Source organism: Lichenibacterium ramalinae (genome assembly GCF_004137085.1).
GTDB classification, from domain to species: domain Bacteria; phylum Pseudomonadota; class Alphaproteobacteria; order Rhizobiales; family Beijerinckiaceae; genus Lichenihabitans; species Lichenihabitans ramalinae.
This window is the reverse complement of record NZ_QYBC01000012.1, coordinates 127,720-154,189: the sequence shown is the minus strand read 5'-3', so window position 1 is coordinate 154,189 and position 26,470 is coordinate 127,720. Positions and strand designations below refer to the sequence as shown.

General features: G+C 71.0%; 24 protein-coding genes. 1 reads left to right on the top strand and 23 read right to left on the bottom strand.

What is annotated here, in order from left to right; genetic code table 11:
* Positions 1–60 precede the first annotated feature (60 nt).
* From D3272_RS15355 to D3272_RS15340, 4 genes are read right to left on the bottom strand one after another with little or no spacing between them, the layout of a single operon-like run.
* The gene (locus D3272_RS15355; protein ID WP_129220078.1) at positions 61–540 is read right to left on the bottom strand and encodes a hypothetical protein; all 480 of its coding nucleotides are present in this window, start codon (positions 538–540) and stop codon (positions 61–63) included.
* Complete coding sequence (locus tag D3272_RS15350) at positions 537–851, bottom strand: hypothetical protein (protein ID WP_129220077.1); 315 nt, start codon at positions 849–851, stop codon at positions 537–539. Before D3272_RS15350 ends, D3272_RS15355 begins: the two co-directional genes overlap by 4 nt.
* Complete coding sequence (locus tag D3272_RS15345; RefSeq protein WP_129220076.1) at positions 848–2,317, bottom strand: DUF2793 domain-containing protein; 1,470 nt, start codon at positions 2,315–2,317, stop codon at positions 848–850. Before D3272_RS15345 ends, D3272_RS15350 begins: the two co-directional genes overlap by 4 nt.
* Positions 2,314–6,252 (bottom strand): baseplate multidomain protein megatron, encoded by a 3,939-nt coding sequence (locus D3272_RS15340; protein ID WP_129220075.1) that lies wholly within the window; start codon positions 6,250–6,252, stop codon positions 2,314–2,316. Before D3272_RS15340 ends, D3272_RS15345 begins: the two co-directional genes overlap by 4 nt.
* Positions 6,253–6,412: 160 nt before the next feature.
* On the opposite strand from D3272_RS15340, the gene D3272_RS15335 reads away from it, so the two are divergent.
* The gene (locus tag D3272_RS15335) at positions 6,413–6,640 is read left to right on the top strand and encodes a hypothetical protein (RefSeq protein ID WP_129220074.1); all 228 of its coding nucleotides are present in this window, start codon (positions 6,413–6,415) and stop codon (positions 6,638–6,640) included.
* A gap of 67 nt (positions 6,641–6,707) precedes the next feature.
* Here the strand turns inward: D3272_RS15335 and D3272_RS15330 are convergent, their stop codons facing one another.
* From D3272_RS15330 to sucC, 19 genes are all read right to left on the bottom strand, one after another.
* Positions 6,708–7,136, bottom strand: coding sequence for an NlpC/P60 family protein (locus D3272_RS15330; RefSeq protein WP_129220073.1), 429 nt, complete (start codon positions 7,134–7,136; stop codon positions 6,708–6,710).
* Positions 7,136–8,035, bottom strand: coding sequence for a DUF2163 domain-containing protein (locus D3272_RS15325; RefSeq protein ID WP_129220072.1), 900 nt, complete (start codon positions 8,033–8,035; stop codon positions 7,136–7,138). Before D3272_RS15325 ends, D3272_RS15330 begins: the two co-directional genes overlap by 1 nt.
* On the bottom strand, positions 8,032–8,298 hold the full coding sequence (locus D3272_RS28420) for a hypothetical protein (protein ID WP_428977995.1): 267 nt from the start codon (positions 8,296–8,298) through the stop codon (positions 8,032–8,034). Before D3272_RS28420 ends, D3272_RS15325 begins: the two co-directional genes overlap by 4 nt.
* A 308-nt stretch (positions 8,299–8,606) precedes the next feature.
* Positions 8,607–9,215: a sulfite oxidase-like oxidoreductase gene (locus tag D3272_RS15315; protein ID WP_129220071.1), complete on the bottom strand. Its 609-nt coding sequence runs from the start codon at positions 9,213–9,215 to the stop codon at positions 8,607–8,609.
* Between the two features lie 48 nt (positions 9,216–9,263).
* On the bottom strand, positions 9,264–10,217 hold the full coding sequence (gene lhpI / locus D3272_RS15310; RefSeq protein ID WP_129220070.1) for a bifunctional Delta(1)-pyrroline-2-carboxylate/Delta(1)-piperideine-2-carboxylate reductase: 954 nt from the start codon (positions 10,215–10,217) through the stop codon (positions 9,264–9,266).
* 11 nt (positions 10,218–10,228) lie between these two features.
* The gene (locus D3272_RS15305; protein WP_165361370.1) at positions 10,229–10,621 is read right to left on the bottom strand and encodes a lipopolysaccharide assembly protein LapA domain-containing protein; all 393 of its coding nucleotides are present in this window, start codon (positions 10,619–10,621) and stop codon (positions 10,229–10,231) included.
* A gap of 100 nt (positions 10,622–10,721) precedes the next feature.
* Positions 10,722–11,060: an integration host factor subunit beta gene (locus D3272_RS15300; RefSeq protein WP_129220068.1), complete on the bottom strand. Its 339-nt coding sequence runs from the start codon at positions 11,058–11,060 to the stop codon at positions 10,722–10,724.
* 58 nt (positions 11,061–11,118) lie between these two features.
* On the bottom strand, positions 11,119–12,093 hold the full coding sequence (sppA, locus tag D3272_RS15295) for a signal peptide peptidase SppA (RefSeq protein ID WP_129220067.1): 975 nt from the start codon (positions 12,091–12,093) through the stop codon (positions 11,119–11,121).
* Between the two features lie 156 nt (positions 12,094–12,249).
* Positions 12,250–12,729 carry a hypothetical protein gene (locus D3272_RS15290; protein ID WP_129220066.1) on the bottom strand — a complete coding sequence of 160 codons (480 nt, stop codon included), beginning with the start codon at positions 12,727–12,729 and terminating at the stop codon, positions 12,250–12,252.
* A gap of 202 nt (positions 12,730–12,931) precedes the next feature.
* The gene (locus D3272_RS15285; RefSeq protein ID WP_129220065.1) at positions 12,932–13,939 is read right to left on the bottom strand and encodes an ABC transporter permease; all 1,008 of its coding nucleotides are present in this window, start codon (positions 13,937–13,939) and stop codon (positions 12,932–12,934) included.
* A 12-nt stretch (positions 13,940–13,951) separates the two neighbouring features.
* The gene (locus D3272_RS15280) at positions 13,952–15,457 is read right to left on the bottom strand and encodes a sugar ABC transporter ATP-binding protein (protein WP_129220064.1); all 1,506 of its coding nucleotides are present in this window, start codon (positions 15,455–15,457) and stop codon (positions 13,952–13,954) included.
* A gap of 150 nt (positions 15,458–15,607) precedes the next feature.
* Positions 15,608–16,549, bottom strand: coding sequence for a sugar-binding protein (locus D3272_RS15275; protein ID WP_129220063.1), 942 nt, complete (start codon positions 16,547–16,549; stop codon positions 15,608–15,610).
* 183 nt (positions 16,550–16,732) lie between these two features.
* Entirely contained in the window at positions 16,733–18,349 is a 1,617-nt protein-coding gene (locus D3272_RS15270) for an ABC transporter substrate-binding protein (RefSeq protein WP_165361369.1), read from the bottom strand.
* Positions 18,350–18,667: 318 nt separating this feature from the next.
* Entirely contained in the window at positions 18,668–20,329 is a 1,662-nt protein-coding gene (gene odhB / locus D3272_RS15265; RefSeq protein WP_129220061.1) for a 2-oxoglutarate dehydrogenase complex dihydrolipoyllysine-residue succinyltransferase, read from the bottom strand.
* Positions 20,330–20,432: 103 nt separating this feature from the next.
* A complete protein-coding gene (locus D3272_RS15260) occupies positions 20,433–23,450 on the bottom strand; it encodes a 2-oxoglutarate dehydrogenase E1 component (protein ID WP_129220060.1) in 3,018 nt (1,005 codons plus the stop codon).
* Between the two features lie 130 nt (positions 23,451–23,580).
* Entirely contained in the window at positions 23,581–24,465 is an 885-nt protein-coding gene (sucD, locus tag D3272_RS15255; protein ID WP_129220059.1) for a succinate--CoA ligase subunit alpha, read from the bottom strand.
* 39 nt (positions 24,466–24,504) lie between these two features.
* The gene (locus D3272_RS15250; RefSeq protein WP_129220058.1) at positions 24,505–24,930 is read right to left on the bottom strand and encodes a PIN domain-containing protein; all 426 of its coding nucleotides are present in this window, start codon (positions 24,928–24,930) and stop codon (positions 24,505–24,507) included.
* Entirely contained in the window at positions 24,908–25,141 is a 234-nt protein-coding gene (locus D3272_RS15245; protein ID WP_129220057.1) for a hypothetical protein, read from the bottom strand. Before D3272_RS15245 ends, D3272_RS15250 begins: the two co-directional genes overlap by 23 nt.
* Positions 25,142–25,158: 17 nt before the next feature.
* Entirely contained in the window at positions 25,159–26,367 is a 1,209-nt protein-coding gene (gene sucC, locus D3272_RS15240) for an ADP-forming succinate--CoA ligase subunit beta (protein ID WP_129220056.1), read from the bottom strand.
* Positions 26,368–26,470 lie beyond the last annotated feature (103 nt).

Below are 26,470 nucleotides of genomic sequence, written 5' to 3'. Positions count from 1 at the left end.
GGCGATGGGGGATCGGCGCCGGAGGGCGCCGGCCGAGAGGGGAGCGTCAGACGGCGGGCGTCAGGCGGTGGGGGCGCCGAACAGCGCGTAGTGGATGGCAATCCGCACCGCCCCGCCGGTGAAGCTGCCGCTGGTGGCGGTGACGAGGACCGGCGTCGCGCCGTAGAAGGGCGCCGGGCCGACGACGCCGGCGTTGGTCGAGCCCGCGGCGGCGCCGAGGCTGCCGCCGAACTGCGTCGGGTCGCCCGACACGCCCACCCCGTAGGAGGGCGCCCCCGCCACCGCCGTCACGGTCCGGGACGACACGCAGAACACGATGGCGCGGGCGGGGATCTGCACGGTCGACACGCAGGAGGCCCCCGCCAGCGTGACGAGGTCTTCCAGGATGCCGAACTGCGTCTGCGACCCGGCCGCCCCCTGGGCGAGCGTGGCGAGGGCGGCGGGCGTGGGGGCACGCCCCGCCGCCTGCAGCAGGGCCTTGTCGCCCGGCGACATGAGGCCGGCGCGGGTCGCGGTGGCGAGCGGGATGGCGGCCGTCATGCGAAGACCCTCCGGGGGTGCAGCGGGTCGACCGCGAAGGGCCGCGCCGCGGCCACGATGACGTCGACGGCGGGGTGGGCGGGGTCGAGGCGCAGGTTGAGGCTGAAGCGCGGGTCGAGCACGGCCGGGGTCGTCACGGCGCCGCCGGCGTCGAGGACGGCCGGACGGGTGACGATCGGCACCCCGGCGTCGACCGCGTGGTGCGGGCCCGCCGTCCACACCGCGACCCCGTCGTGGCCTACCCCGCGCAGCATGGGAAAGGCGGCAGCGAGCGCGGCCTCGTCGGCCGCCTGAAGGAAGAGGTCGATCATGCCGTCATCGCCTGCAGTTGGGCCGCGGTCAGGGCGCGGGGAAAATAGGAGAGCCGGTTCAACGGCGCCGTCAGCGCGGCGTCGATGATCGAACAGCCCGCCCGCAGCACCGTGATGGTCGGGAGCGTGCCGCTGACCCGCACGCTGACGGCTGCGGCCCCGTTGACCGATCCCGCCAGCGCGGCGGCCGAGTAGGACACCGCCGCCCGCACCCTGGCGCCGGGCACGGCGGCTCCCATGGCGAGCCCCAGATAGGTCGACGAGGCGATGCCGACGTAGGCCACGTAGGCCCCGGCGTCGTTGCGGAAAAAGATGCGGTCGATGGCGTTGGCGTTGTCGCTCGCCTCGAAGAACACCCGCGCCTTGTCGCTCGGCGGGCAGATGCCCTCGACGAAGAACGTCCCCTCGTTCGGGTTGAACCAATCCGACGTCGCCGGCACCGCGAGGCTGTCGGCCGCCCGGGTCGCCTGCGCGGCGGTGGTCGGGATGGTGGAGGTCGGGAAGGAGCCGGTTTCGATCTGGGCGCCCCACAGGTCGAGCACCGCGCCGTTGGGCAGGGTGGCGTCGCCGCCGAGGTAGATGCTGATGACCTGGCTGCTCGGGTTGTTGCCCGACACGGCGTATCTCTGCCAGGTCGTGGCGATCGGGTAGTGCGCGGCGGCGAGGCGCGCGCCCCCGGCTCCGACGACGAAGTTCATGGTGCGGCCGGCGTCGGGCGACTTGGCCCAGATCGACGCCGTGAACGGGCCGGCCGGCAGGACGATGGCTTGCCCGATATAGCCGTCGGCGCCGGTCGACGTCAGACGGTCGGCCGTGCCGGTGCCGTCGGGCGCCAGGACCGTGTCGGCCGCGATCGTGAGGGCGTTCTTGCTCCACACCGCATTGTCGACGGCCCGAGACCAGAGCAGCAGGTTGGTGCGCTGCTCCTCCATCAGCGCGCCGAGCGGCGCCCCGGTGAACGGGTCGTGCTCGATGCGCAGGGCACCGGCCGCGACCGGCACCAGCAGGCCGGCGGCGCCGGTCACACACCCTGTGGAGAGGCGCGCGAACTGGCCCGGGGGCAGGCAGTCCGGCTCCGTCAGGCGATAGTCGAGCGCGGGCGGCAGGCCGGCGGCGGCGAGCGGATCGCCGTCGACGGCGCGCCAGACCGTGCCGGACCAGCACACCACTGCCCCCCGGGCGGCGTCGAAGGCCAGGGTGCCGGGGCCGGGCGGGTAGAAGCTCCAGGCCCCATCCTGCCAGGCGGCGATGGCGAGATCCCTGCCGGCCCAGGCGCCGGTGCCGCCCGGGGCCACGATCCAGCGCTGCCCGTCGGCCGGGGCGGCCGGGGGGGCCTGCAGGGCGCTCGACCCGACGCCGACCTGCACCAGGGCGTCGAGCCTGCGCAGGGCGGCATTGTGGGTGACGCTCTTCTGGTTCTGGTTGGCGTCGAGATAGGGGAGCTGGAGGTTGGGCGAAGCGCTCACGGGAACACCTTGGCGGTCGCGACCTGGCCGCGGCCGACCACGGCCGAGACCTGGTACAGGTTGACGGTATAGGCGGGCTGCGGGGCGCCGAAGTCGGCGGCCTGCAGGGCGGCGGGGTAGGTCCAGGCCGGGGCCGTCAGGCCGGCGACGCCGCGCAGCACGCGGCCGGCGCCGTCGGTGACCTCGAGGTCGTAGAGCTCCGCCTCCTCGTTCAGCGGTACGGCGTCGACGTCCCAGCCGTCGCCGCCGAAGCGGGTGCGGCGCACCCAGGTGAAGGCGACGTCGAGGCTCGGCGGCACGCGCCGGCCGGCGATCTGGCTGACGGACAGCGGGCGCAGGCCGGTGGCCGGGAAGGCGATGTCGACCTCGGTGTAGGTGGGGTCGGCGGGGCCGACGAGGCTCGGGCCGTAGCGCAGGCGCTGCACGAGCCCGACCTGGTCGAGGCTCAGGGGCAGGACGGCGAGGGCGTTGGCGTCGAGCACGACGACGCGGGCGCCGGCCGGCACGGGGTCGCCCATGGCGCCCTCGGTGCCGAGCTGGCCGCGCAGCAGCCGGGTCAGCGTGTAGCGGCCGAGGCCGGTGAGCTGCGCGGTCTGGTACTGCACCACCTCCCAGGCGCCGGCGGCGGCGTTCTCGACCGCCAGGGCGCCGGCGCCGGCGAGGGCCTGGGTTTCGGCGAGGGACAGGAGCTGGCCGCCGCCGGCGAGGCGCAGCGCCAGGACGTTGCCGAGGTCCCACCGGTTCACCGGCCCGGGGAAGAGCGGCGCGGTGAGCACGCCCATCACCGAGGGCGTCTCCACCGTGACGGCATAGTCCCAGCCCCCGCCGCCGTTGCCGCGGTAGACGTCGACGCCGCACCACGGGTTGGCGAAGGCGGCGACGCGCGGCGCCCAGAGCTGCGGCTCGGCACCGGTGACGGGCGGCAGCGGCACGAAGGCGATGAGGGGCGGCCCATAGCTGCCGACCTTCGGCCACCCCGCCCGGGGCTGGGGCGGCGACGACACCTTGAGCAGCGAGGGGTCGAAGCCGACCAGCGTCGCCGTCCGGTACGTCGATGTCTCGACCGCCGTGATGCGGAACGGCATCGTGAGGCCGTCGAAGCCGAGCGTGACGGCGTCGCCCGGGTCGAGGGCGAGGCGCGAGGGCGGCAGCTTGACGGTTCCGGTCTCGCGCCCTGCCCAGGCCTGCTGCAGCAGGCTCGCGGCCGTGTCGGCCGCGTAGGCGGGATCGAGCACGGCCGCCGTCGCCACGCTGGCGACGCTTTGGCTGGTGCCGGTGTTGCGCCGTGCCTCCACCGCGCAGGACGCGTAGCCCAGGTAGGGATCGGCGAACGTGAGGCGCAGCGCCCCCGGCAGGTCGGTTTCGCCGGCCCGGGTCACCGCGTAGCCGGGATCGGCCGCACCCTCGACGGCGAGGCCCGCGACGTCGAGCGCCGTCACCCGCACGTTGCCCCGCGCGAAGAATGCGAGCGTGCCGTCCGACTCGCGCGCGTCGAACTGGTGGGCGTCCATCAGCCCCGCCAGGATGTCGCGCGGCGACATCAGGGCGTCGGTGGCGTAGCCGAGCACCAGGGTGGAGGCGCTCATCAGCGCGGAGGTGTCGAAGGCCGTGACCCCGGCGGCGGCGCAGAGTTCGGCGATGATCCATTTCAGCGGCACCTCGCCGAGGCGGCCGGTGAGCCAATGGCCGAGTTCGTAGTTGGGCGTGTCGTGCCACACCGCCGTGCGGCCCGGGAAGTCCGGGAACGGCCGGGCGTCCCAGGCCCAGGCATACATGTCGGCCGTCGACAGCATGGGGCCGCCGTAGACGGTCGACACCGGGGCGTGGTCGCGCCAATAGGACAGCGTCGCCTCGAGATAGGCACGCTGCACGGGGTCGTCCTTCGAGCCGGTGGAGAAATACGGCAGGAAGCTTTCGGAGGACTTCGGGTCGTAGAAGACGTTGGGCTGGTTCGGCCCCTTGTCGACCGCCGGGCAGCCGAACTCGGTGAACCGGATGGGCTTGGACTGCGGCACCCAGGCGGTGGCGGCCGCGGCCTCGACGCCGCCGGGCCGGCCGCGGTGGGCGTTCAGCCACCAGCTGCGGATGTCCTTCTGCCGGAACACCCAATGCTGGCCCGCGGCGGTGTCGACGATCGGCGTGCGGCGCTGCGCGACGCGGTCGGCGTCCGAGGCATAGTACCAGGCGTAGTCCTCGCCGCCCTCGATATTGGCCTGCAGGTAGGCCTTGTCGTAGATCGTGGTGGGGCCGGCGACGGGGTCGGCATCGATGTTGGGCGCGCCGTCGCGCCAGTCGGAGAGCGGCAGGTAGTTGTCGATGCCGACGAAGTCGATGTTCGGATCGGACCACAGCGGGTCCATGTTGAAGAGGACATCGCCCGTGCCGTCGGCCGGCCGGTGCGAATGGTACTCGGTCCAGTCGGCCGCGTAGCCGACCTTGCAGCCCGGGCCCACGATCGCCTTGACGGCCGCCGCCAGCGCTTTCAACGCCGCCACCGCCGGATAGGGCGCGTCGCCCGGCCCGGTCCGGAGCCGCGTCAGGCCGACCAGCTCGGAGCCGACGACGAAGCTGTCGACGCCGCCCGCCTGCACGGCGAGCTGGGCGTAGTGCAGCACCATCGGCGTGTAGGCGGCGAAGAAGGCGGCGACCTGGTCGGCCACCGCGGGGGTCCGGTCGGCCGTGCCGGGCTGGCCCGGGCCGGGATGGCAGGTCACGCGGCCGCGCCACGGATAGGGCGCCTGGGCGGCCCCGCCGTACGGGTCCGGCAGGGCGTTGCCGGGCGGCACGTCCATCATCACGAAGGGATAGAACTGCACCCTGAGCCCGCGGGCGTTCATGGCGCCGATGGCCTGCACCACCGTGTCGTCGGAGGGCGTGCCGCCGAAGGCCGGCACGAGGCCGCCGATCGCGGGGGCGGCCCCGGCGAGGCCGGTCGGGTCGAGGGTCGCGGGGTCGATCTGCGATACGACGTCCGCGGTGGCGCGGGTGAAGCCCGCCACGGCCCAGTCGGCAGGCCGCACCGTCTTGTATGGGGTCTCGACCTTGGGGACGATCCGGCAGGTGCCGGCCCGCAGGTCGGTGCCGAACCAGCTCACCACCAGCGACACGGCGCCCCGACCCGGCAGGGTGGCGTCGAGCTGGTCGAGGGCGGAGTAGAGGTCCGGGATGCCGTCCGGCGTGTGGACGTTCTCGGGAAACCAGGCGCCGAAGCCGTCGCTCGACTGGTAGACCTGCGTGCCGAGCACGAACTCGCCGGCGCCGGGCAGCAGGCAGACGGCGCGCAGCGTGTTGGTGACGTCGTCGGGGTCGGGGATGGGCGGGCGGCGCAGGATCTCGGCGGTGATCTGCGGCATGCGGTTGCCGAAGTCGCCGAGCGGCATGAGGTCGAAGACGAGGTAGCAGATCCCGCGATAGGCCGGCACGGCGCCGACGCCCTCGGCGGCCTCGATCGAGGCATCGGGCATCTGGCCCTCGGAGCCGTCGTAGAAGCGGGTGCTGTACTGGCTGAGGTCGAGTTCGTTGCCGTCGGCCCAGACGCGGCCGAGGGTGACGGAGTCCCCGCCCTCGCAGAAGGCCACCGCGAAGGACAGCTCGAAGCTCGTCACCTTGGTGGAGGCGCCGAAGCCCTTGCCGGACGCACTGGTGCTCTTTTGGGTCTTGGACACGGCCTGGAACCTGGTGCACCAGATGACGTTGCCGCCGAGGCGCATGCGGCCCCACAGCTTGCGCACCGGCGTGCCCTCGCCGGCATGGGTGATGCCGATCTCGGCGAGCTGCGGGGCCTTGCTGCGCCGCGACGCCAGCGTGTTGGCCAGCAGCCCGTCGACGAGGCCGCCGCCGACGGCGCCGAGCGCCCCCCCGACGATGCCGCCGAGCGGGCCGCCGAGGGCCGTGCCGATGGCCGTGCCGGCCGAACGGAGGACGAGCGTGGCCATGGTGGACCTCGGCTATGAGGATAGGGGCGGGCGAACCCGGACTGGAAATCGGACGTTCAGCCAGCACGGGAGCGCGGGGCAGGGTTGACGCCAGCGCAGAAGTGTTCAGGGTGTCGGTGTCTCGAGCCACCGTCGCAGCGGTATCGGCGAGGAGCGTCCCATGCGTCAGGAAGACCTGCCGGCCTCCGGCTTCACCGACAACGAGATGATGCTCATCGCCGAAGCCGTGCGCCGCGCGCAGCTTCGGCACGGCGAAGCCGGGATCGAGCGCGGCGCCATCGAGGAAGCGATCATCGCCGAGGCGCGGCGGGGCACGCGGACCATGTATGGGCTGGTGAAGGTGGGCTGGCGGCTTGAGCGGGACGCCGCGACCGCCGGCCTGCTTTAGGCAGGCCGGCGCCTCGTCCCGCCAGCCCGCGGGCGGCGGTCTCCCCGGCGGCGTCGCCGGCGGGCCCTCACCGTTCCGGCCACCCGAACCCCGCCACGGCGCGCCGCCACCACCACGTCCCCACGGCCACCTCGCGCACGCGGTCGCGCGACTGGGCGTGGATCATGCGGCCGCCGTCGCTCAGGATGGCGGCATGTTTCGCCGGGCAGCCCGGCCGCAGCCGGAACAGCACCACGTCGCCCGGGCCCGCCGCGGCGAGGTCCACCGGGACCAGATGCCGCCGCGCGGCCTCGAGCATCGGCTCCGCTTCCCCCACCTCGCCCCAATCCGGCGTATAGGGGGGCGGCACTTCGGGCTCGGCGCCGTAGAGGTCGCGCCAAACGCCACGCACGAGGCCGAGGCAGTCGCAGCCGGCCCCGGCCAGAGCGGCCTGGTGGTGGTAGGGCGTGCCGATAAAGCGCCGCGCCGACGCCACGACGTCGTCCCGCGTCGACATCAGCTGCTCCCGAACAGCGAGCCGCCGGTCGCGCCCAGCGCGCCCTGGACGCCGTATCGCGTCACGGCGTCGGCGCCCGGGATGTGCGGGAAGCCGCGGAAGTTGGCGGTGTTGGCGAATTTGGAGCCGCAGACCGCCAGCGTCTTGCGGCAGCCCGCCAGCACCGTGCCGGCATCGCCCGCCGCGATCGGGAAGGGCAAGGGCAGCCACAGCTCCAGCTGGTCGATGCCGCTGGTGCGTCGGTGGAATTTGACCTCCACGGCGATGGCGGCATTGGCGCCGGAGGCGAAGGTCAGGGTCCCGCCCGTGAACCAGTCTGAGACGAAGCCCGACAGGCCCGTAGCCACGATCGTCCGCGCCGTCGTCGCGTCCGAGGCCGCGAAGCCGGCCCGCAGCGTCGCCTGCGTCAGGTCCACCTTGCAGCGCGCGTCACCGAGTTGCGCCCCGCAGGTCCGGGAATAGGTCGCGCCGATCGTCTGGTTCAGCCGATGCGCCATCGAACGCAGCTCGGCCGAGAAGGCGAGCCCCTCGCGCTTGACCTCGCCGAGGTTGCCCGACGCGAGCAGCGCGAAGATCGTGGGATCGGTCCAGTCGACCCACAGGAGGTCGACGGCCGCGTCGTCGTAGCGCCCGGCCAGGATGTCGGCCTCGGTGATGCCGTCGGACGAGAAGGCGCCGGCCGCCGCGACATTGTCGATCGACAGGCCCAGCGACTGTTCGAGCCGCGACGCCGAGAAGCCCGTGCCGGCGCGGAAGGACGTGCCGTCGGCGTGCAGGTCCCGGTCGTGCTCGGTGAAGCCCAGCACCGCGCCGTCGGCCCGGGTCACGCGCCAGCAATGGCTGAGCGTCGTGACGCCGGAGGCGAGGCGGGCCTGGAGGGCGGCGGAAAGCGTCTTCACGGCCGGATCTCCACGATCGGGATGTTGGGGATCTGCCCGGCCTCGAAGAAGGCGAGGTCGGCCTCGAGGTAATCGGTGTCGAAGGGGACGATGTCGACGACCTTGCGGGCCAGCCAATCGCCGCGGTACATCGCATCGATCTGGGCGCGGGACAGGTCGACGACCTGGAAGGCGTCGCCCGCCGCCTTGTCCTTGCCGGCCCCGAGCGAGGCCGCCAGGTTCGACAGGCTGTCGCGCGTCTCCGCGCCGAACGAAAACGACATGCGGAGGCTCGCTGATCGAGGATGAGGGCGCGCGGCGGCGGCCCGCGGCTCATGGCGAGCGGCAGGAGCGGGGCGGGCGCGGAGGCGGAGCCGGGAGGGACGCGGGGAAGCGCGTCGGAGCCGTCAGGGCGGCCGGACATGAAAAAGGCCCGGAAGCGAGGTGCCCCGGGCCGAAACCGCAATGCTGCAGTGAAACTATGTCTAGGCGATCAACCGCCCAAGATCAAGAACAAAAGAGGAACATTCCCGGTCGCCCGGGCCTCTCACCGAAGCTCGCCACAGGGCCTTGAGGCCGCCGGGCTCCCGGTTCAATCGCCGCGGAAACGTTCCTCGCGCCAGGGGTCGCCCCGCATGTGGTAGCCGTTGAGCTCCCAGAAGCCCGCCTCGTCCTTTTCGGTGAAGCGCAGGGCGCGCAGCCACTTGGCGCTTTTCCAGAAGTAGAGGTGCGGCACCAGGAGCCGGGCGGGTCCGCCGTGGTCGGGCGTGATGGGCTGGCCGGCGTAGCGGGTCGCGATCATGGCCTTGCCGCCGATGAGGTCGGCCGCCGGGACGTTGGTGGAATAGTCGTCGAAGGAGACCGCCAGCGCGAAGGGCGTCGGCGGCTCGCCGCGGGTCGCGTCCGCCAGCAGGTCGTCGACCGTCACGCCTTCCCACAGCGTGTCGAACTTCGACCATGTGGTGACGCAGTGGATGTCGCCGCGCCATCGCGTCTTCGGCAGGGCCTCGAACTGGTCCCAGCTCCAGCTCTTCACGGGCCGCGCCCGGTCGTAGAGCACGAAGCGCCACCGCGCCATGTCGATGCGCGGCGTCGGGCCGATCTGCAGGACGGGGAAGTCCGAAACCTCGTGCTGCCCCGGCGGCAGCCGCGCCCTGTCCCCCGCCGAGGGTGGGCGTCCCGAGAACCCGCGCGTCACCATCCTGTCCTCCCGTTCTCGCGGAGAGCGCCGGTCGTCGCGGCGCCGGCTTCAGGCGGCCGAAACCGCCTCCCAGGCCAGGATGGCGGTGGCGAGGTCGGCCACGGCCGTGCCGACCGGCTTGAAGAGCGTGATGTCGTCTGGCCCGCCCCGCCCCGGCGCCTCGGCGCGGCACAGGGCGCCGAGGTCGACGACGGCCTCGGGGCGCAGAACGCCGTCGCGGATCGCGATGGCGACATCGCCCCCCTCGGTCAGCGCCGCCGCCGTGTCGACCACGACGCGGGCGCGGCGCAAGGCCTCGTCGTCGGCCTCGCGCATGCCCATCGTGAAGGCGCCGACGAGGTCGAGATGCTGGCCGGCCTGCAGCCAGGCGCCCCGGATCAGCGGCGCGGTCGACAGGGTCGCGCAGCAGACGATGTCGGCGCCGCGCACCGCGCCCTCGAGGTCCGTGACGGCGTCGGCCGGCAGCCCCGCGTCGCGCAGCCCCGCGGCGAGGCGCTCGGCGCCGGCGGGACGGTGGTTCCAGACCGCGACATGGGCGAGCGGGCGGACGGCGGCATGGGCCCGGGCCAGGAAGGGCGCCAGCGCCCCGGCGCCGACGACCAGCAGCCGGGCGGCCCCGGGACGGGCGAGGAGGTCGGCGCCGAGCGCCGACACGGCCGCGGTGCGCCAATGGGTGAGCCGGGTGCCGTCGAGCACCGCCAGGGGCGCGCCGGTCTCGCCCGACTGCAGCACGTAGACGCCCATCACGGCCGGCAGGCCCAGGCGTCCGTTGTCGGGGAAGACGTCGACGATCTTGGTGCCGACATAGGCGCCGGGCCGCGGCGCGTCCGCGCTCCAGGCGGGCATGAGGAGGTGGACGGGCCCGGGCCCGTCACCCGTCCCGACGTGGTGGTGGTGACGCGTGGGCGCGTGGAAGCCGCCCAGGAAGGCGCCGCGCAGGGCCGCGACCAGCGCCGGAAAGGCGAGATGTCGGTCGAGGTCCTCCGGGCCGACGATCCGCATGGCGGGGCCGCCTAGTGGTGAAGTTCGAGCGCCGGCAGCGGGGCGGGCGCCGTGCCGGCGAGGCGCGCCTCCTCGCGGTTCTGGCGGGACAGGATGTCGAGTTCGGTGCGCAGCCGGGCATTCTCGGCCTGGGCCTCGCGTGCCTCGGCGCCGAAGCGGCGGGCCGCCGTCCGATAGCGGGCCTGGCCCAGCCAGCTCGCCACGCCGCCGATGACGACGCCGGCGGCCAGCAACAAGAAGACCAGGAGGAAGAGCGGCGCCGCCAGGACGAAGACGGGCTCGCCGGACGAGAAGGGATCGAAGGAGATCGCGATGACCTGCCGGTTGGCGACCGCGAAAGCGATCGCCAGGATGGCGATCGGCACCAGCAGCACCAGCCCGACGGCCCTCTGGAAGGTCTTCACATTCATCTCCTCTGCCGATGCCGTCCGGGCGGGCCCGTCGCCTCAACGCGCGCCGGGTGTCGCACGATCCGTCGTGCGGCGCATCAGGCTTGTGGGCCGGTCAGGCGCGCAGGCGCTTGCGCGGCGCCGGCTCGGCGGCAGCCGCCACCTCCGCGGCGTCGGCGGGGTTCAGCCGCTCGCGCATCTCCTTGCCGGTCTTGAAGAACGGGACGGCCTTCTCGACGACCGCGACATGGTCGCCGGTGCGCGGGTTGCGGCCGAGGCGCGCGTCCCGCTGCTTCACGGAAAAGGCGCCGAAGCCGCGCAGTTCCACCCGGTCGCCCCGCACGAGAGCGTCGGTGATGCCGTTGAGCACGGCGTTGACCACCTTCTCGATGTCGCGCTGGTAGAGGTGCGGATTCTTCTCGGCGATCCGCTGGACCAGTTCCGACTTGATCACCTGCGCCCCCACCGCCGCGCCGCCGTGCGGGGTGCCGGCCAGCCGGCCCGGTTACCCTTCACTCGCCCGCCGCACCCTGCCAAACGGCCAGGAGACCGTCAAGGCGAGGCCTGTCGGCGGCCGTTCCGAGGGCGGCGGCGAGCCGGCCGACATCGTGCAGGCCGAGGGCATCGGCGACGCCGGCGCTCGCCGACAGGAGTCCGAAGAGCCCGGTGCGGGCCTTGGGCTTGTAGTCGCGGATCGGCAGCCCGCGGCCGACGTGACGCACCGTCTCCAGCCACTTCACGGCATCCTCCTCGGTGCCGAGTTCGTCGACCAGCTTCAGGGGCAGGCCCTGCCGGCCGGTGAAGACGCGGCCGTCGTCGACGGCGGCGAGTTCGGCGTCGGTCATGTTGCGGCGGTCCTTCACCAGCCCCTTGAACCAGTCGAAGCTGTCGGACACCAGGGCCGCCAGCGCGGCCCGCGCCGCATCGCTCGTGGGCTCGAAGCCGTTGGGCGCGGCCTTGAGGGGCGCGGATTTGACCTCCTCGACCTTGACGCCGACCTTGTCGAGCAGGCCCGACACGTTGGGGAACTGGAACAGCACGCCGATCGAGCCCACGAGCGAATTGCCGTAGGCCACGATGTGGTCGGCGCCGAGCGCCGCGATATAGGCACCCGAGGCCGCGAGCGTGTCGACGGTGGCCACGACGGGCTTCTTCGCCGCCACCTTGCGGATCGCGTCGAAGACGCGTTCGGAGCCGACGGTGGTGCCGCCGGGGCTCTCGATCTGCAGGATCAGGGCCGCGCTCTGCGACGTCTCGACGTCGTGGAGCAGGCGCAGCGTCTCGTCATCGCCCGTGATGAGGCCGCCGATCTTGACGCGGGCGATGTGGGGCGTGATGCGGTCGGCGAAACCCGTGCGTCCCTTGGCGGCCAGGGCCACGATCGCCAGGACCACGACCACGCCCGCCACGACCCGCCAGAAGGTGAGCTTGCGCCGGATCCGGCGCCGGTCGACGAGGTAATCGGCAGCGCCCGTGGACATCGACATAATGGACCCTGCTCCCCACCGGACCGTGTCGGCTCCCCGAGGTTTAGAGGGGTGCCGGAGCGCGCGCAAGCGAGGGGCGGCGATCGCCCCCGCGGGCCCTGACGCGGCGGGCGTCCGCCCCGAGGCGGGCCGTCGCAAGCCCGTCCGGGGCCCGCTTCACCGCACGGCCGCATGTTCCCGGATGGGCAGCAGGGAGCCGCCGAGGCGCCACCGCTCGGGGCCGAGGAAGAGCCGGCGCCGCGGCTCGTATTCGAAGGGCTGCGGGCCCTTGCCGTTGCGGATCTTCGCCCCGAGCTGCTGCTCGAAGGCCGCGCAGCTGCGCCAGATCCCGACGTTGAGGAAGGTCGAGCAGTCGGAGCTGCAGCGCCACGTCGCGCAGGGCATTTCGTCGTCGCCCCGCACCCGGTTCAGGAACTCACCGATCAGCCCCGCCCGGTCGTCGATGGCTTCCCGTTCGGACCAGTAGGTCAGGAACTCCTGCTCCCGCCCGTGGACGATGCTCCACGCCACCACGACGATCAGCATCTCGTCGGGCTTCGGCGTCGACTGGTAGTCCCGCCCGACCGGCGGCAGCGCCGGCCAGGCATCGTCGAAGGCGACGTTGTCGTTGTGTCCAATCGCCCTTGCAGCAGCCATGACAGCCTCATACGTCCGATCTTGTCCGCATGTCGTAGCAGCCGGAAGTTGGCCGAACCGCCTGGGAAAGAGGACGATTGAGATCAGCGCATTAAGACCACCGTAAACTCTGCGGCAGACCTGAGACCTACATCACATCATGCAGCGCGCAACGTTGCGGAGCCGGAATCGTCCAGGCGCTGGCGACCGGCCCGAACCTGTTTCAGCGGGGAGCCGCTACGGCAGGCGCCGCCGCCGCGCCCCCGACCCCGCCGCCGCGACCGACCTTGCGGGCGCGCAGGCGCTGCAACTGGCCGTCCATCAGGACACCCGCCAGGATGACGCCGCCCATGACGGCGAAGTTGAGCGACGACGGGATGCCGAGCAGGTTGACGAGGTTCTGCAGGATCTGCAGCAGCACGGCGCCGAGCGCGATGCCGATGATCGAGCCCTCGCCGCCGCGCAGCGAGCAGCCGCCCAGCACGGCTGCCGCGATGCCGTAGAGCTCGTAGAACGTCCCATGCGAGGCGGGCGAAATGGAGCGCGTGTACATGGCGAAGTAGATGGAGGAGATGCCCGCCAGGCCCGAGCAGATGACGTAGGAGGCGACGATCACCGCCCTGGTGTTGATGCCGGAATAACGGGCCGCTTCCTCGTTCTTGCCGACGGCGAACAGGTAGCGGCCGAAGACCGAGCGATGCAGCAGCACGCCCATGACGATGGCGGCGACGACGAAGACGACGAAGCTCATCGGCACGCCGAAGGTCCGCCCCGTCGTCAGCCAATCCAGCGTCGGGAAGCTCTGGCCGAAGTCGAAACCCGCGGTGCCGTCGTCCGTGTAGTAGCGGGCGACGCCCCGGTAGATGAGCAGGCCGCAGAGCGTCACCACGAAGGGCTGCAGCCGCATGCGGGTGATGAGGAAGCCGTGCAGCAGCCCGATGCCGACGCCGGCCGCCACCACGATCAGCACCGCCAGCATCCAGTTGAGGCCGAAACTCGTCACCAGCGAGATGAAGACCACGCCGAGCAGCGCGAAGACCGAGCCGATCGACAGGTCGATGCCGCCCGTGATGATGACGAAGCCCTCGCCGATGGAGAACAGGCCGTAGAGGCCGATCAGGTTGGCGGTGTTGGAGATGTTGATGGGCGAGATGAACCGCGGGTTCAGGACCGCCACGACGGCCCCCACCAGCAGGATCAGCAGGAAGAGCCCGAGGTCCTTCTTGAGCATCGCGTGTCGTCCTCAGTGGCTGGCCGAGCCGACGGCGAGCCGCATGACGGCCGCCTCGCTCAGCTGGTTACGCTCCAGCACCCCCGTGATGGCGCCCTCGTGCATCACGGCGACCCGGTCCGACACGCCGATCACCTCCTCCATGTCGCTGGAGATCATCAGGATGGCGACGCCGCGGTCGGCCAGCGCCCGCATCAGCGCGTAGATCTCGGACTTCGACCCGACGTCGATGCCCCGCGTCGGCTCGTCGAAGATCATCACCTTGGGGTCCATGCAGAGCCATTTGCCGAGCACGACCTTCTGCTGGTTGCCGCCCGACAGCGTGCCGGTGCGGGTGGCGACATCGGGCGCCTTGATGCGGAGGGACTTGCGCTGGGCTTCGGCGTTGCTGCGCTCGGCCGCCGCGCTGAGCAGGCCCGCGCGGGCGAAACGGGGCAGGCTCGCCAGGGAGATGTTGGCGGCGATCGGGTCGTCGAGGATCAACCCCGAAGCCTTGCGGTCCTCGGGCGCGAGGTAGATGCCGGCGTGGATGGCATCGCGCGGGGAGGCGAGACGGATGTCCTGGCCGCCCCGGCGCAGCGTGCCGGCGGCGGGCGGGTCGATTCCGAAGATGACGCGGGCGAGTTCCGTGCGCCCCGCCCCGATGAGCCCGCCGAGACCCAGGATCTCGCCCGCGCGCAGCGGCATGGTGACGGGCCGGTCGGGATAGGCGGTGGTGGCGAGGCCCACGAGATCCAGCGCGGCCTCGCCCGGCGGCCGGGCCGGGGGCGTGTACAGGGACTTCAGGTCGCGGCCGATCATCAGCCGGATCATGGCGTCATGGCGGATCTCGCCCGCGTTCAGCGTGCCCACCATGGCGCCGTCCCGCAGCACCACGACGCGGTCGGCGCAGGCCTCGATCTCGCTCAGGCGATGCGAGATGAACACGATGGCGACCCCGGCGCGCCTGAGGTCCGCCACCACCGCGAGAAGTCGGTTGGTTTCCGTCAGCGTCAGGCTCGAGGTCGGCTCGTCCATGATGATGAGCCGGGCGTCGAGCGAAAGCGCCTTGACGATCTCCAGCATCTGGCACTGGGCGATGGACAGGGCCGAGACGGGCGTGTCGGCGGTGAAGTCGCAGCCGAGCCGCTCCAGGAGCGGCGTCACCCGGGCCCGGAGGGCCGGGCGGTCGATCAGCCGCAGCGGGCCGCCGCGGGTCGGCTCGCGCCCGATGAAGACGTTGGCGGCCGCGTCGAGGTTGTCGAAGAGGTTCAGCTCCTGGTGCACGAAGGCGATGCCGGCGCCGAGCGACTGGGTGACGGTGAGGGACGGGTGGTCGACGCCGCCGATGGCGATGCGCCCGGCGCTCGGCGCCACGACGCCGCCGAGGATCTTCATCAACGTCGACTTGCCGGCCCCGTTCTCGCCGATGAGCCCCAGGACCTCGCCGGGCGCCACGGCGAGGCTGACGTCCTTCAGCGCCCGCACGCCCGGGTAGGTCTTGTCGATGTTGCGCAGTTCGAGCAGCGGCTGGGTCATGGCGCGCCTGGTCGGGGATGGGGGTGGCATGCGGCATCGGGCGAGGGCCGCGCCCGGGAAACCCGACCGCACCGCTCCCGCCCGGCCGCGACCGGTCGCTTGCCGGTCAAGTGCCGATCATGCGCCGGTCACTTGCCGGCCACTTGCCGGTCACTTGCCGGTGCGCTGCTTCAGTTCGGCCGCGAAGGCGTCGACATTGCCCTTCTCGATGATCTTGGTCGGGATGATCATGAGGCCGTTCGCCGGCAGGCCGGACTTGTCGCCCTCGATGGCCTTGGCCATGAGCTTCATGCCCTGGTAGGCCCACTCGTAGGGCTGCTGCACCACCGTGCCGACGATCGTGCCCTCCTTGACGCCGCCCAGCGTCACGGGATCCTCGTCGAAGCCCACGATGGTGATCTGCCCGAGCTTCCCGGCTTCCTTGACGGCCTGGTAGATCTGCGGCGTGTTGTAGGAATAGATGCCGACCATGCAGTTGATGTCGGGGCGGGCCGTCAGGGTATCCTCGACGTTGCGCTTGGCGCGGGCCATGTCGATGTCGTCGGCCCGCACGTCGACGAGTTCGACCTTCGAGCCCTTGATGGCGTCGCGGATGCCGTCGGCGCGCTCGCGGGCATTGTCGGCGCCCGGCAGCCCCACGAAGCCCATGCATTTGCCGCCGTTCGGCAGCGCCTTGGTCATCAGCGAGCCGGCCTGCTTGCCGGCGTCGATGTTGCTGGAGCCCACATAGGCGACGCGCTTGGTCTTGGGGGCGTCGCTGTCGGTCGTGAACAGCGTGACGGCGCCGCCGATCTTGTCGAGCTCGTCGGTCTGGGTCTTGGGATCGACCGCGCTGACCATGATGCCGGCGGCGCCCGAGGCCACGAGATCGTCCATCAGGCGGTTCTGGATGGCGGCGGAGGATTGTTCGGGATATTTGATCTGGAGCTTGTAGTTCGGCAGCTCGGCCTGCGCCTTCTTGAGGCCGGCCTCGGCCGACTTCCAGAAGTCGGATGCGCCATTGACGACGAAATAGAGCGGCTTGGTGCCGGCAGCCTGGGCGCCCCCGCAGAGCAGGAGCGTGGCGAGGCCCGCGGTGATCGCGCTTCGCATGGGTTTCCTCCGAAGATCTCGACCGATTCTGTGTCGGCCCAGTGCAGGCTAACACAGGATTCCGCGAGCGCCAGGGGGTAATGTCCTACAAATTTCCCATACGTCTTGCCGGCCGGTCGCGTCGGCCTATGTTGCCGGCCTCTCGACAGAAGCGGGGGCGGGCCGCACGCCCTCTGTCGGCGATCAGGTCTTGATCCAGGCCTTTTCGGCGATGCGGCCGTTGTCCATGTCGAAGCCTGAATGGGGCGTGTGCCCGCCGACCTTGCGGTTGTGGGCATCGAGCCAGTCGCGGAAGCACGGGATGAGGGTGCCGCTCCGCTCGGCCAGCATGGCCTGCATGTCCCAGATGGCGTTGCGGCGCTTCACGTCGTCCACCTCGGCCTGGGCCTCGGCCAGCAGCCTGTCGAACAGCGGATCGCTCCAATGCGACTCGTTCCAGGGGGCTTGGCTCTGGTAGGCGATCTCCAGCATCTGCGTGGCCGAGGGGCGCCCGCCCCAGTAGCTGGCCACGAAGGCCCCCTTCAGCCACACGTTGGAGAAGTAGCCGTCGGCCGGCTCGCGGCGGACTTCGACCGGGATGTCGCATTTGCCCGCCGTGCCCTGGAACAGGGTCGCCATGTCGACCGCGCCGTTGAAGGCCGCGTCCGAGGTCTGCAGCACGATCTTGGGGTTGGACAGCCCCGCCTTGGCGAAGTGGAAGCGCGCCCGGTCGGGGTCGTATCCGAGTTGCGGGAGCGTGCCGTTGTAATAGGGATCGCTGCGGGGGATCGGGTGGTCGTTGCCGACCGTGCCGTAGCCCGAGAACAGCGTCTTGACCATCGCGTCGCGGTCGACCGCATGTTTCAGCGCCTGGCGCAGGTCGAGGCTGTTGTAGGGGTCGCGGTCGTCCATCATGGCCATGACGGGGTACCAGCCGCCCGCCGCCCGCACGATGCCCAGCGTCGGGCTCCGCTCCACGCGCGACACCGTCCGGGGGTCGGCGCGGTTGATGGCGTCCACCTGGCCCAGGATCAGCGCGTTCATGCGCGCTGCGGTCTCGTTGATGACGGTGATCTCCACGGCGTCGAGGTGGCCGCGGTCCGGCTTCCAATAGGCTCCGGCCTTCTTCAGCGAGATCCGCACGCCGGGGTCGAAGAGCTCGACCGCGAAGGCGCCGGTGCCGACCGGCCTGGCCCAGTCGGTGAAGCCCGCCGGAACCATCACGATGTGGTAGTCGCTGAGCACGGTGGCGAAATCGGCATTGGCCGAGGCGAGCCGCACCTCGATCGTCGCGCGATCGACCTTCCGGACGGACGTGACGGGCTTCATCACGCCGGCCGCGCCCGACGGCGTGTCGCCGCGATGGAGGTTCAGCGAATAGATGGCGTCGTCGGCGTCGAATTCCTTGCCGTTGTGGAAATGCACGCCCCTGCGCAGCGTGAACAGCCACGTCCTGGCGCCGTCGCTCGGCTCCCAGCCGGTGGCGAGCTCGGGCTCGGGCCGGTTCTCGGCGCTGTTCTCGACGAGGCCGTTGTAGAGGCCGAAGGCCGTGGCGATCATCACCGAATCGTCCCAGGCCCGCGGGTCGAGGCTGTCGGTGGTGGAGCCGCCTCCGAGGCCGAGCCGCAGCGTGCCCCCCGGCGTCGGCCGGTCCTCGTCGGCGCGGGCCCGTCCCGGGATGAGGGCCGGCATGGCGGCGGCGCCGAGCGCCAGGCCGCCGGTCAGGAGGTCGCGACGCGACGGGCCTGTGCCGGAGACGTCCTGGCCGGAACGGCCCTTGCCGGAGGACCCCTGGCGGGCGTCGCTGTGCGGATCTTCCATGAGCTGCCGTCCCGGACTCGTCGCGGCAGCTCCGGGACGCATCCACCTCCGGCGAGGGCGCTCCGGCCACCGAACCGAAATGCGGCAAATGGCGTGCCATCGTCCCGGCCTGAGCCGAATGAGAGCGGCGGAACCGGGCGCGAGTCAAATGAATGTCGCGTCACGATTCCGCGGCGCGACCCCGGCCCCTGTCCACCGCGGCCGGGACCCGGGCCGGAGCCCTTGCACGCGTGCCGTGCTGCCGCCGCCACACGCCGGCTCCGAACCGCGAACCTGCCTGCAGGTTCGGGTCGAAGCTTCGGCAGCGGCCTGACGGGCTCAGACGTCGAGCATCAGCCGGGTGGGGTCTTCCAGGGCCTCCTTGACGCGCACCAGGAAGGTGACGGCCTCGCGCCCGTCGACGATGCGGTGGTCGTAGGAGAGGGCGAGGTACATCATGGGCCGCACCTCCACCTTGCCGCCGACCACGATCGGCCGATCCTGGATCTTGTGCATGCCGAGGATGCCCGACTGGGGGGCATTGAGGATCGGCGTCGACATCAGCGAGCCGTAGATGCCGCCGTTGGTGATGGTGAAGGTGCCGCCCTGCATGTCCTCGATCTTGAGCTGGCCGTCGCGCGCCTTCTTGCCGTAGCCCGCGATGGTCTTCTCGATGTCGGACAGGCTGAGCCCGTCGGCGTCCCGCACCACCGGCACGACGAGGCCCTTCTCGGTCCCGACCGCGATGCCGATGTGGTAGTAGTTCTTGAAGACGATGTCGGTGCCGTCGATCTCGGCATTGACGGCCGGCAGCTCCTTCAGCGCCCCGACGACGGCCTTCACGAACAGGCCCATGAAGCCGAGCTTGGCGCCGTGCTTCTTCTCGAAGACGTCCTTGTACTTGGCCCGCAGGGCCATCACGCCCGACATGTCCACCTCGTTGAAGGTGGTCAGCATGGCGGCGGTGTTCTGGGCGTCCTTGAGGCGGCGCGCGATGGTTTGGCGCAGCTTCGTCATGCGGACGCGCTCTTCGCGCTCGGCATCGGTCTGCGGCGGGGCCTGGCGGGGGGCCGGGGCGGGCGCCGGAGCCGGGGCGGGACGCGCCGCGGCGGGCGCCGGAGCCCGGGCTGCCGCGATGACATCGCCCTTCAGCACCTGGCCCCGCTTGCCGGAGCCCTCGACGCCCGACAGGTCGATCCCCTTCTCGGCCGCCATCCTGGCGGCGGAGGGCGCCGGCGGCATGGTGCCGGCAGCGCCCTTCGGGGCGGGCGGCGCGGCGCCGTTGGTGGCCGGAGCCGAAGCGGTGGACGCAGCGCCGCCAGCCGAGGCCGAGATCTGGCCGAGCACGGCGCCGGGCGTGACGGTCGACCCCGTCTCGACGCCGATCGAAGCCAGCACGCCGGACGTCGGGGCATTGACCTCGAGCGTGACCTTGTCGGTCTCGAGTTCCACCAGCGGCTCGTCCGCCTTCACGCTGTCGCCGGGCTTCTTGAACCATTTGGCGACGGTGGCTTCGCTCACCGACTCGCCGAGCGTCGGCACCTTGATGTCGGTGCCGACGCCGCCGGTGTCGCCTGCCGCGGGCGCGGCCGGGGCGGGATCGGCATGGTTGCCGTAGCCGGCGCCGGTCTCGATGCCCTCGACGGCGGATGCCGTCGCCTTTGCAGGCTCTACCTTGGCGGTCTCGGCTTTGGCAGGCTCGCCCTTGTCAGACGGAGCCTTGGCCGACGGGGCCTTGGCGGCCGGCGCCGCCGCACCGGCGCCGCCGGCCGAGATCTGACCCAGGAGGGCCCCGGGCGTCACGGTCTCGCCGTCCTTGACGACGATCTCGCTGAGGACGCCGGCGGCGGGGGCGTTGACCTCCAGCGTGACCTTGTCGGTCTCGAGTTCGCAGATCGGCTCGTCCGCCTTCACGGCGTCGCCCGCCTTCTTGAACCAGCGGCCGATCGTGGCCTCGCTGACCGATTCGCCGAGGGTGGGAACGCGAATCTCAGTCGCCATGGAAGTGTCGCCCCGATTGCCGACGCCGCAGCGCCACTCTGTCCTGTGATCGAAACCGCGCCGAACGGCGCGGGTATCCGTGAGCCCGTCGTCCGTGGGGCGCTCAGCCCGCGAAGACGTCGTCCATGAAGGCTTTCAGCTGCGTCAGATGCTTGGACATCAGGCCCGTGGCGGTGGCGGCCGCCGCCGGGCGGCCGGCGTAGCGGGGACGCTTCCGCTCCATCTTGGCCTGGTCCATCACCCATTCGAGATAGGGATCGACGAAGTTCCAGGACCCCATGTTCTTGGGCTCCTCCTGGCACCAGACCACCTCGGCATTGCGGAACCGTGACAGCTCGTTGACCAGGGTCTTCAGCGGGAACGGGTAGAGCTGCTCGACGCGCAGGACGTAGACGTCGTCGATGCCGCGCTTCTCGCGCTCCTCGAAGAGGTCGTAATAGACCTTGCCGGTGCAGAGCACGACGCGGCGGATCCTGTCGTCCGGGGCGAGGCGCGGCCCCTCGCTCAGGCGCTCGGCATCGTCGCGCAGCACGCGGTGGAAGGTCGAGCCCGCCGCCATCTCGTCGAGTGTCGAGGTCGCGCGCTTGTGGCGCAGCAGCGACTTCGGCGTCATGAGGATCAGCGGCTTGCGGATGTCGCGCTTGAGCTGCCGGCGCAGGATGTGGAAGTAGTTGGCCGGCGTCGTGACGTTGGCGACCTGCATGTTGTCTTCCGCGCACATCTGCAGGAAGCGCTCGAGGCGCGCCGAGGAATGCTCGGGACCCTGCCCCTCGTAGCCGTGCGGCAGCAGGCAGACGAGGCCCGACAGGCGCAGCCACTTGCGTTCGCCCGCCGAGATGAACTGGTCGAACACCACCTGGGCGCCGTTGGCGAAGTCGCCGAACTGGGCTTCCCACATGGTCAGCGCGTTGGGTTCGGCCAGCGAGTAGCCGTATTCGAAGCCGAGCACGGCCTCCTCCGAGAGCATCGAGTTGATGACCTCGTAGTTGGCCTGCCCGTCCCGGATGTTGTTCAGCGGGATGTATCGGGCCTCGGTCTCCTGGTCGATCAGCACCGAATGGCGCTGCGAGAAGGTGCCGCGCTCGCTGTCCTGTCCCGACAGGCGCACCGGCCGGCCCTCGTCGACCAGCGAACCGAAGGCCAGGGCCTCGCCGGTGGCCCAGTCGATGCCCTCGCCCGTCTCGATCATCTTGCGGCGGTTGTCGAGGAAGCGGCCGATCGTCTTGTGCAGCTGGAAGCCGTCCGGCACGGCGGTGAGCCGCCCGCCGATCTCCTTCAGCTTGCTGATCTCGACCCCGGTGCGGCCGCGCCAGTCGTCGTCCTGCGTGCCGGCGGGCTTGAGATGGGCCCAGCGGCCGTCGAACCAATCCGCCTTGTTGGGCTTGTAGCTCGCTCCGGCCTCGAATTCGGCGTCGAGCTTCTGGCGGAACTCGGCCTTCTGGGCCTCGACCTCCTCGGCCGAGACGACGCCCTCGCCGATCAGCTTCTCGGCATAAAGCTCCAGCGTGGAGCGATGGCCGCGGATGGTCTTGTACATCAGCGGTTGGGTGAAGCTCGGCTCGTCGCCCTCGTTGTGGCCGAAGCGGCGGTAGCAGAACATGTCGATGACGACGGGCTTGTGGAACCGTTGCCGGAATTCCACTGCGACCTTGGCGGCGAAGGTGACGGCCTCGGGATCGTCGCCGTTCACGTGGAAGATCGGAGCCTCGATCATCTTCGCCACGTCGGACGGATAGGGCGAGGAGCGCGAATAGCGCGGGTAGGTGGTGAACCCGATCTGGTTGTTGATGATGAAGTGGAGGGAGCCGCCGGTGCGGTGCCCCTTCAGCCCCGACAGGCCGAAGCATTCCGCGATCACGCCCTGGCCGGCAAAGGCGGCGTCGCCGTGCAGCAGCAGCGGCATGACCTTCTCGCGCTCGACCTGGTCGTTCAGCTGGTCCTGCTTGGCCCGCACCTTGCCCAGCACCACGGGGTCGACGATCTCGAGGTGCGACGGGTTGGCGGTCAGCGACAGGTGGACCCTGTTGCCGTCGAACTCGCGGTCCGACGAGGCGCCGAGGTGGTACTTGACGTCGCCCGAACCCTCGACCTCCTGGGGCGAGGCGGAGCCGCCCTTGAACTCGTTGAAGATGGCGCGGTGCGGCTTGCCCATCACCTGGGACAGCACGTTGAGGCGGCCGCGATGGGCCATGCCGAGCACGATCTCGGAAACGCCGAGGGCGCCGCCGCGCTTGATGATCTGCTCCAGGGCCGGGATCATGGCCTCGGCGCCGTCGAGGCCGAAGCGCTTGGTGCCGGTGTAGCGCACGTCCAGGAACTTCTCGAAGCCTTCGGCCTCGACGAGCTTCTGCAGGATGGCGCGCTTGCCCTCGCGCGTGAAGGAGATGGACTTGTCCGGCCCCTCGATGCGCAGCTGCATCCAGGCCTTCTCGTCCGGATCCGAGACGTGCATGAACTCGAAGCCGATGGTCGAGCAATAGGTGCGGCGCAGGATGTCGAGCATCTCGCGCACCGTCGCGGTCTCGAGGCCCAGCACGTTGTCGATGAAGATCGGCCGGTCGTAATCGGCCTGGGTGAAGCCGTAGGCCTCGGGGGTGATCTCCTGCTTCTCGCGCTCCGGCTCGAGGCCGAGCGGGTCGAGGTTGGCATGGAGATGGCCCCGCATGCGGAAGGCGCGGATCATCATGAGGGCGCGCAGGCTGTCGCGCGTGGCGCGGCGCAGGTCCTCGTCCGAGATGGCGGCGGGGGCGGCCCCGGCCGACTTGGCGTCGGGAGCCGGAGCCTTGCTGTCGGGAGCCTTGGCGTCGGGAGCCTTGCCTTCGGCCCGCGCCTTGATCTTGCCGGCCAGCGCGGCCTCGGCCACGCCCCAATTGCCGTCGAGCGTCGCCGTCAACTCGCCATTGGCGAGGACCGGCCAGTTGGGCCGCTTCCAGGACGCGCCTTCCGCGCTCTTCACCACGGCGTCGCGGCTGTCGTCCAGCCCGTCGAAGAACCGGCGCCACTCGGGATCCACGCTCTCCGGGTCGGCCTCGTACCGGGCCTGGAGCTGCTCGAGGTAGCTGGCATTGACGCCAGACAGGAAACTCGAACCGAGGAGGGCTTGGTCGTCCCGCTGTGACATGAGCGTGTGGTTCCTTGATCGGGGGCCGGCGGCGGCCACCGATGGTCGCGTCAGCTATCGTGCGCTTGCATCTGAAGTGGGCATGGGGCGGCGGCTTTGTAACCCGGCGCCGCCCCGGACCCGCCCTGGTTCAGCCCTTCAAGACGTCAACAAGGGTTTTTCCGAGGCGGGCCGGCGAGGGCGAGACCCGGATGCCGGCCGCCTCCATGGCGGCGATCTTGCTCTCGGCGTCGCCCTTGCCGCCCGAGATGATGGCGCCGGCATGGCCCATGCGGCGGCCGGGAGGGGCGGTGCGGCCCGCGATGAAGCCCACGGTGGGCTTCTTGCGGCCGCGCTTGGCCTCGTCGGCCAGGAACTGCGCGGCTTCCTCCTCGGCCGAGCCGCCGATCTCGCCGATCATGATGATCGATGTGGTCTTGGGGTCGGCGAGGAAGAGTTCGAGCACGTCGATGAACTCGGTGCCCTTGACGGGATCGCCGCCGATGCCGACCGCGGTGGTCTGGCCGAGGCCCTCGGCGGTGGTCTGGAACACGGCCTCGTAGGTCAGGGTGCCGGAGCGCGACACGACGCCGACGGAGCCCGGCTTGAAGATGCTGCCCGGCATGATGCCGATCTTGCATTCGCCGGCCGTCATGACGCCGGGGCAGTTCGGGCCGATGAGGCGCGACTTGGAGCCCGCGAGGGCCCGCTTGACCTTGATCATGTCGCTGACCGGGATGCCCTCGGTGATGCAGACGATGAGCGGGATCTCGGCCGCGACGGCTTCGAGGATGGCGTCGGCGGCACCCGGCGGCGGCACGTAGATGACCGACGCGTCGGCGCCCGTGGCGTCCCGGCACTGGGCGACGGTGTCGAACACCGGCAGGCCGAGATGGGTCTGGCCGCCCTTCCCGGGCGACGTGCCGCCGACCATCCTGGTGCCGTAGGCCATCGCCTGCTCGGAATGGAAGGTGCCGTTCTTGCCGGTGAAGCCCTGGCAGAGGACCTTGGTGTTGCTATCGATCAGGACGGACATGCGGGGACTCCGGCGGCCGAGCCGCGGCGATCTCAGGGATCACAAGAAGGGGTTGTGGACCAGCGCCGTGCCGTAGCGCTGCCCATGGTTGCGGTCTTCGGTGTAGAGGCTGCCGGCGCCGATGCATTCGGCGGCGGCGGGGATTGCGGCACGCCAGCGTGACGTCTTTGACGAACCGAAACTTGCGGATCGCCGCCGCGACGAAGGCCACATCCGGGGGAACGATGGGGCCTGTCGCCAGGCGGTCGCTCCACGCGCGGCCTCGATGCTGGGGGCCGGATCGCGAGCCTTGCGAACGGCGTCCAAAGGGCGTCGACGGGGAAACTCCCGCGGGACGTGAGCCGACAGGCCGGCCTCGCTGCTGTCGAGCGGATGGGGCGAGTGCCGATGCCCGGCGGCTTCGGCGGGATCGACGGAAGCCGCGTCGAGGGTGACATCCGTGTCAACGAAGCACCGCGCGGTCACGGGTGTCCTCCCGATCCCATCGTCGGCCGGTCTCGAAACCCAGGGGCTGCAGGCTGGCGAGGTCACGGAACGTCGTCGAGCCGCTTTCTCGGTCGACCATCGCCGACCGGGCCGACCCCACGATGGCGTGCGACGTCGCCTGGCGACGCGCCGCGGTTGCCCGCAGCGCGTCGATCAGACCGTCGTCGTTGTCGATCGTGAGGGCTGTCATGGCCGGCTCCGTACCGTTCAGCCCTTGTCGCGGGCGTCGCGCACGGCGGTGACGATCTTCTGGGCGGCATCGTCGAGGTCGTCGGCCGGGATGACGTTCAGGCCCGACTTCGAGATGATGTCCTTGCCGAGCTGCACGTTGGTGCCCTCGAGGCGCACCACCAGCGGCACCGTCAGACCGACATCCTTCACGGCGGCGATGACGCCCTCGGCGATGACGTCGCAGCGCATGATGCCGCCGAAGATGTTGACCAGGATGCCCTTCACGTTGGGATCGGCCGTGATGATCTTGAAGGCGGCCGTCACCTTGTCCTTCGTGGCGCCGCCGCCGACGTCGAGGAAGTTGGCCGGCGCCTCGCCGTAGAGCTTGATGATGTCCATCGTCGCCATGGCGAGGCCGGCGCCGTTGACCATGCAGCCGATGGTGCCGTCGAGCGTGATGTAGTTGAGGTCGTATTTCGACGCCTCGATCTCCTTGGCGTCCTCCTCGCTCTCGTCGCGCAGGGCCTGCACGTCCGGGTGGCGGTAGAGGGAATTGCCGTCGAAGCTCATCTTGGCGTCGAGCGCCTTCAGCTGGCCGTCCTTGGTGACGATCAGCGGGTTGATCTCGAGCAGGTCCATGTCCTTGGACACGAAGGCCGCATAGAGCTGGGTCAGCAGCTTGGCGGCGCTCTTGGCGAGGTCGCCGTTGAGCTTCAGCGCCTCGGCCAGGGCCCGGCCGTGGTGGGGCATGACGCCCGTGGCGGGGTCGATCGAGATCGTGTGGATGCGCTCGGGCGTGTCGTGCGCCACGGTCTCGATGTCCATGCCGCCCTCGGTCGAGGCCACGAAGGACACCCGCGAGGTGGCGCGGTCCACCAGCACCGACAGGTAGAGCTCGCGGTCGATGTCCGAGCCGTCCTCGATGTAGAGGCGGCTCACGGCGCGGCCCGCCGGCCCGGTCTGGATCGTCACCAGCGTGTTGCCGAGCATCTCCCGCGAGAACTGCTCGACCTCGTCGACCGACTTCGCCAGGCGCACGCCGCCCTTCTCGCCGGCGGCGGCCTCCTTGAACTTGCCCTTGCCGCGGCCGCCCGCGTGGATCTGGCTCTTCACGACCCAGAGCGGGCCGCCCAGTTCCTCGGCGGCCTTGCGGGCCTCGGAGGCCGCCATGATGGGCACGCCACGCGACACAGGGACCCCGAACTCCTTGAGGAGCGCCTTGGCCTGGTATTCATGCACGTTCATGGGACTGTCCTGAAACCGTTGCCGGCGGCATCCGCGCCGGTCGCGAGGGGTCCCCGCCCCGCGCCGGACCGCGAAGTCTCGGCGGGGCGGGATGGGCCGGAGG

What these genes read in the sequence shown, in the direction of transcription:
- D3272_RS15280 (WP_129220064.1), bottom strand. Translation starts at nt 15,457, where the DNA reads ATGACCCAGCCGCTGCTCGAACTGCGCAACATCGACAAGACCTACCCG.
- D3272_RS15260 (WP_129220060.1), bottom strand. Translation starts at nt 23,450, where the DNA reads ATGTCACAGCGGGACGACCAAGCCCTCCTCGGTTCGAGTTTCCTGTCT.
- D3272_RS15285 (WP_129220065.1), bottom strand. Translation starts at nt 13,939, where the DNA reads ATGCTCAAGAAGGACCTCGGGCTCTTCCTGCTGATCCTGCTGGTGGGG.
- odhB (WP_129220061.1), bottom strand. Translation starts at nt 20,329, where the DNA reads ATGGCGACTGAGATTCGCGTTCCCACCCTCGGCGAATCGGTCAGCGAG.
- D3272_RS15245 (WP_129220057.1), bottom strand. Translation starts at nt 25,141, where the DNA reads ATGACAGCCCTCACGATCGACAACGACGACGGTCTGATCGACGCGCTG.
- D3272_RS15275 (WP_129220063.1), bottom strand. Translation starts at nt 16,549, where the DNA reads ATGCGAAGCGCGATCACCGCGGGCCTCGCCACGCTCCTGCTCTGCGGG.
- lhpI (WP_129220070.1), bottom strand. Translation starts at nt 10,217, where the DNA reads ATGCGGATCGTCGGCCCGGAGGACCTCGACCGACATCTCGCCTTTCCG.
- sppA (WP_129220067.1), bottom strand. Translation starts at nt 12,093, where the DNA reads ATGTCGATGTCCACGGGCGCTGCCGATTACCTCGTCGACCGGCGCCGG.
- sucD (WP_129220059.1), bottom strand. Translation starts at nt 24,465, where the DNA reads ATGTCCGTCCTGATCGATAGCAACACCAAGGTCCTCTGCCAGGGCTTC.
- D3272_RS15330 (WP_129220073.1), bottom strand. Translation starts at nt 7,136, where the DNA reads ATGTCGACGCGGGACGACGTCGTGGCGTCGGCGCGGCGCTTTATCGGC.
- D3272_RS28420 (WP_428977995.1), bottom strand. Translation starts at nt 8,298, where the DNA reads ATGTCGTTTTCGTTCGGCGCGGAGACGCGCGACAGCCTGTCGAACCTG.
- D3272_RS15270 (WP_165361369.1), bottom strand. Translation starts at nt 18,349, where the DNA reads ATGGAAGATCCGCACAGCGACGCCCGCCAGGGGTCCTCCGGCAAGGGC.
- D3272_RS15290 (WP_129220066.1), bottom strand. Translation starts at nt 12,729, where the DNA reads ATGGCTGCTGCAAGGGCGATTGGACACAACGACAACGTCGCCTTCGAC.
- D3272_RS15340 (WP_129220075.1), bottom strand. Translation starts at nt 6,252, where the DNA reads ATGGCCACGCTCGTCCTCCGTTCGGCCGGCACGGCCATCGGCACGGCC.
- sucC (WP_129220056.1), bottom strand. Translation starts at nt 26,367, where the DNA reads ATGAACGTGCATGAATACCAGGCCAAGGCGCTCCTCAAGGAGTTCGGG.
- D3272_RS15355 (WP_129220078.1), bottom strand. Translation starts at nt 540, where the DNA reads ATGACGGCCGCCATCCCGCTCGCCACCGCGACCCGCGCCGGCCTCATG.
- D3272_RS15335 (WP_129220074.1), top strand. Translation starts at nt 6,413, where the DNA reads ATGCGTCAGGAAGACCTGCCGGCCTCCGGCTTCACCGACAACGAGATG.
- D3272_RS15350 (WP_129220077.1), bottom strand. Translation starts at nt 851, where the DNA reads ATGATCGACCTCTTCCTTCAGGCGGCCGACGAGGCCGCGCTCGCTGCC.
- D3272_RS15315 (WP_129220071.1), bottom strand. Translation starts at nt 9,215, where the DNA reads ATGGTGACGCGCGGGTTCTCGGGACGCCCACCCTCGGCGGGGGACAGG.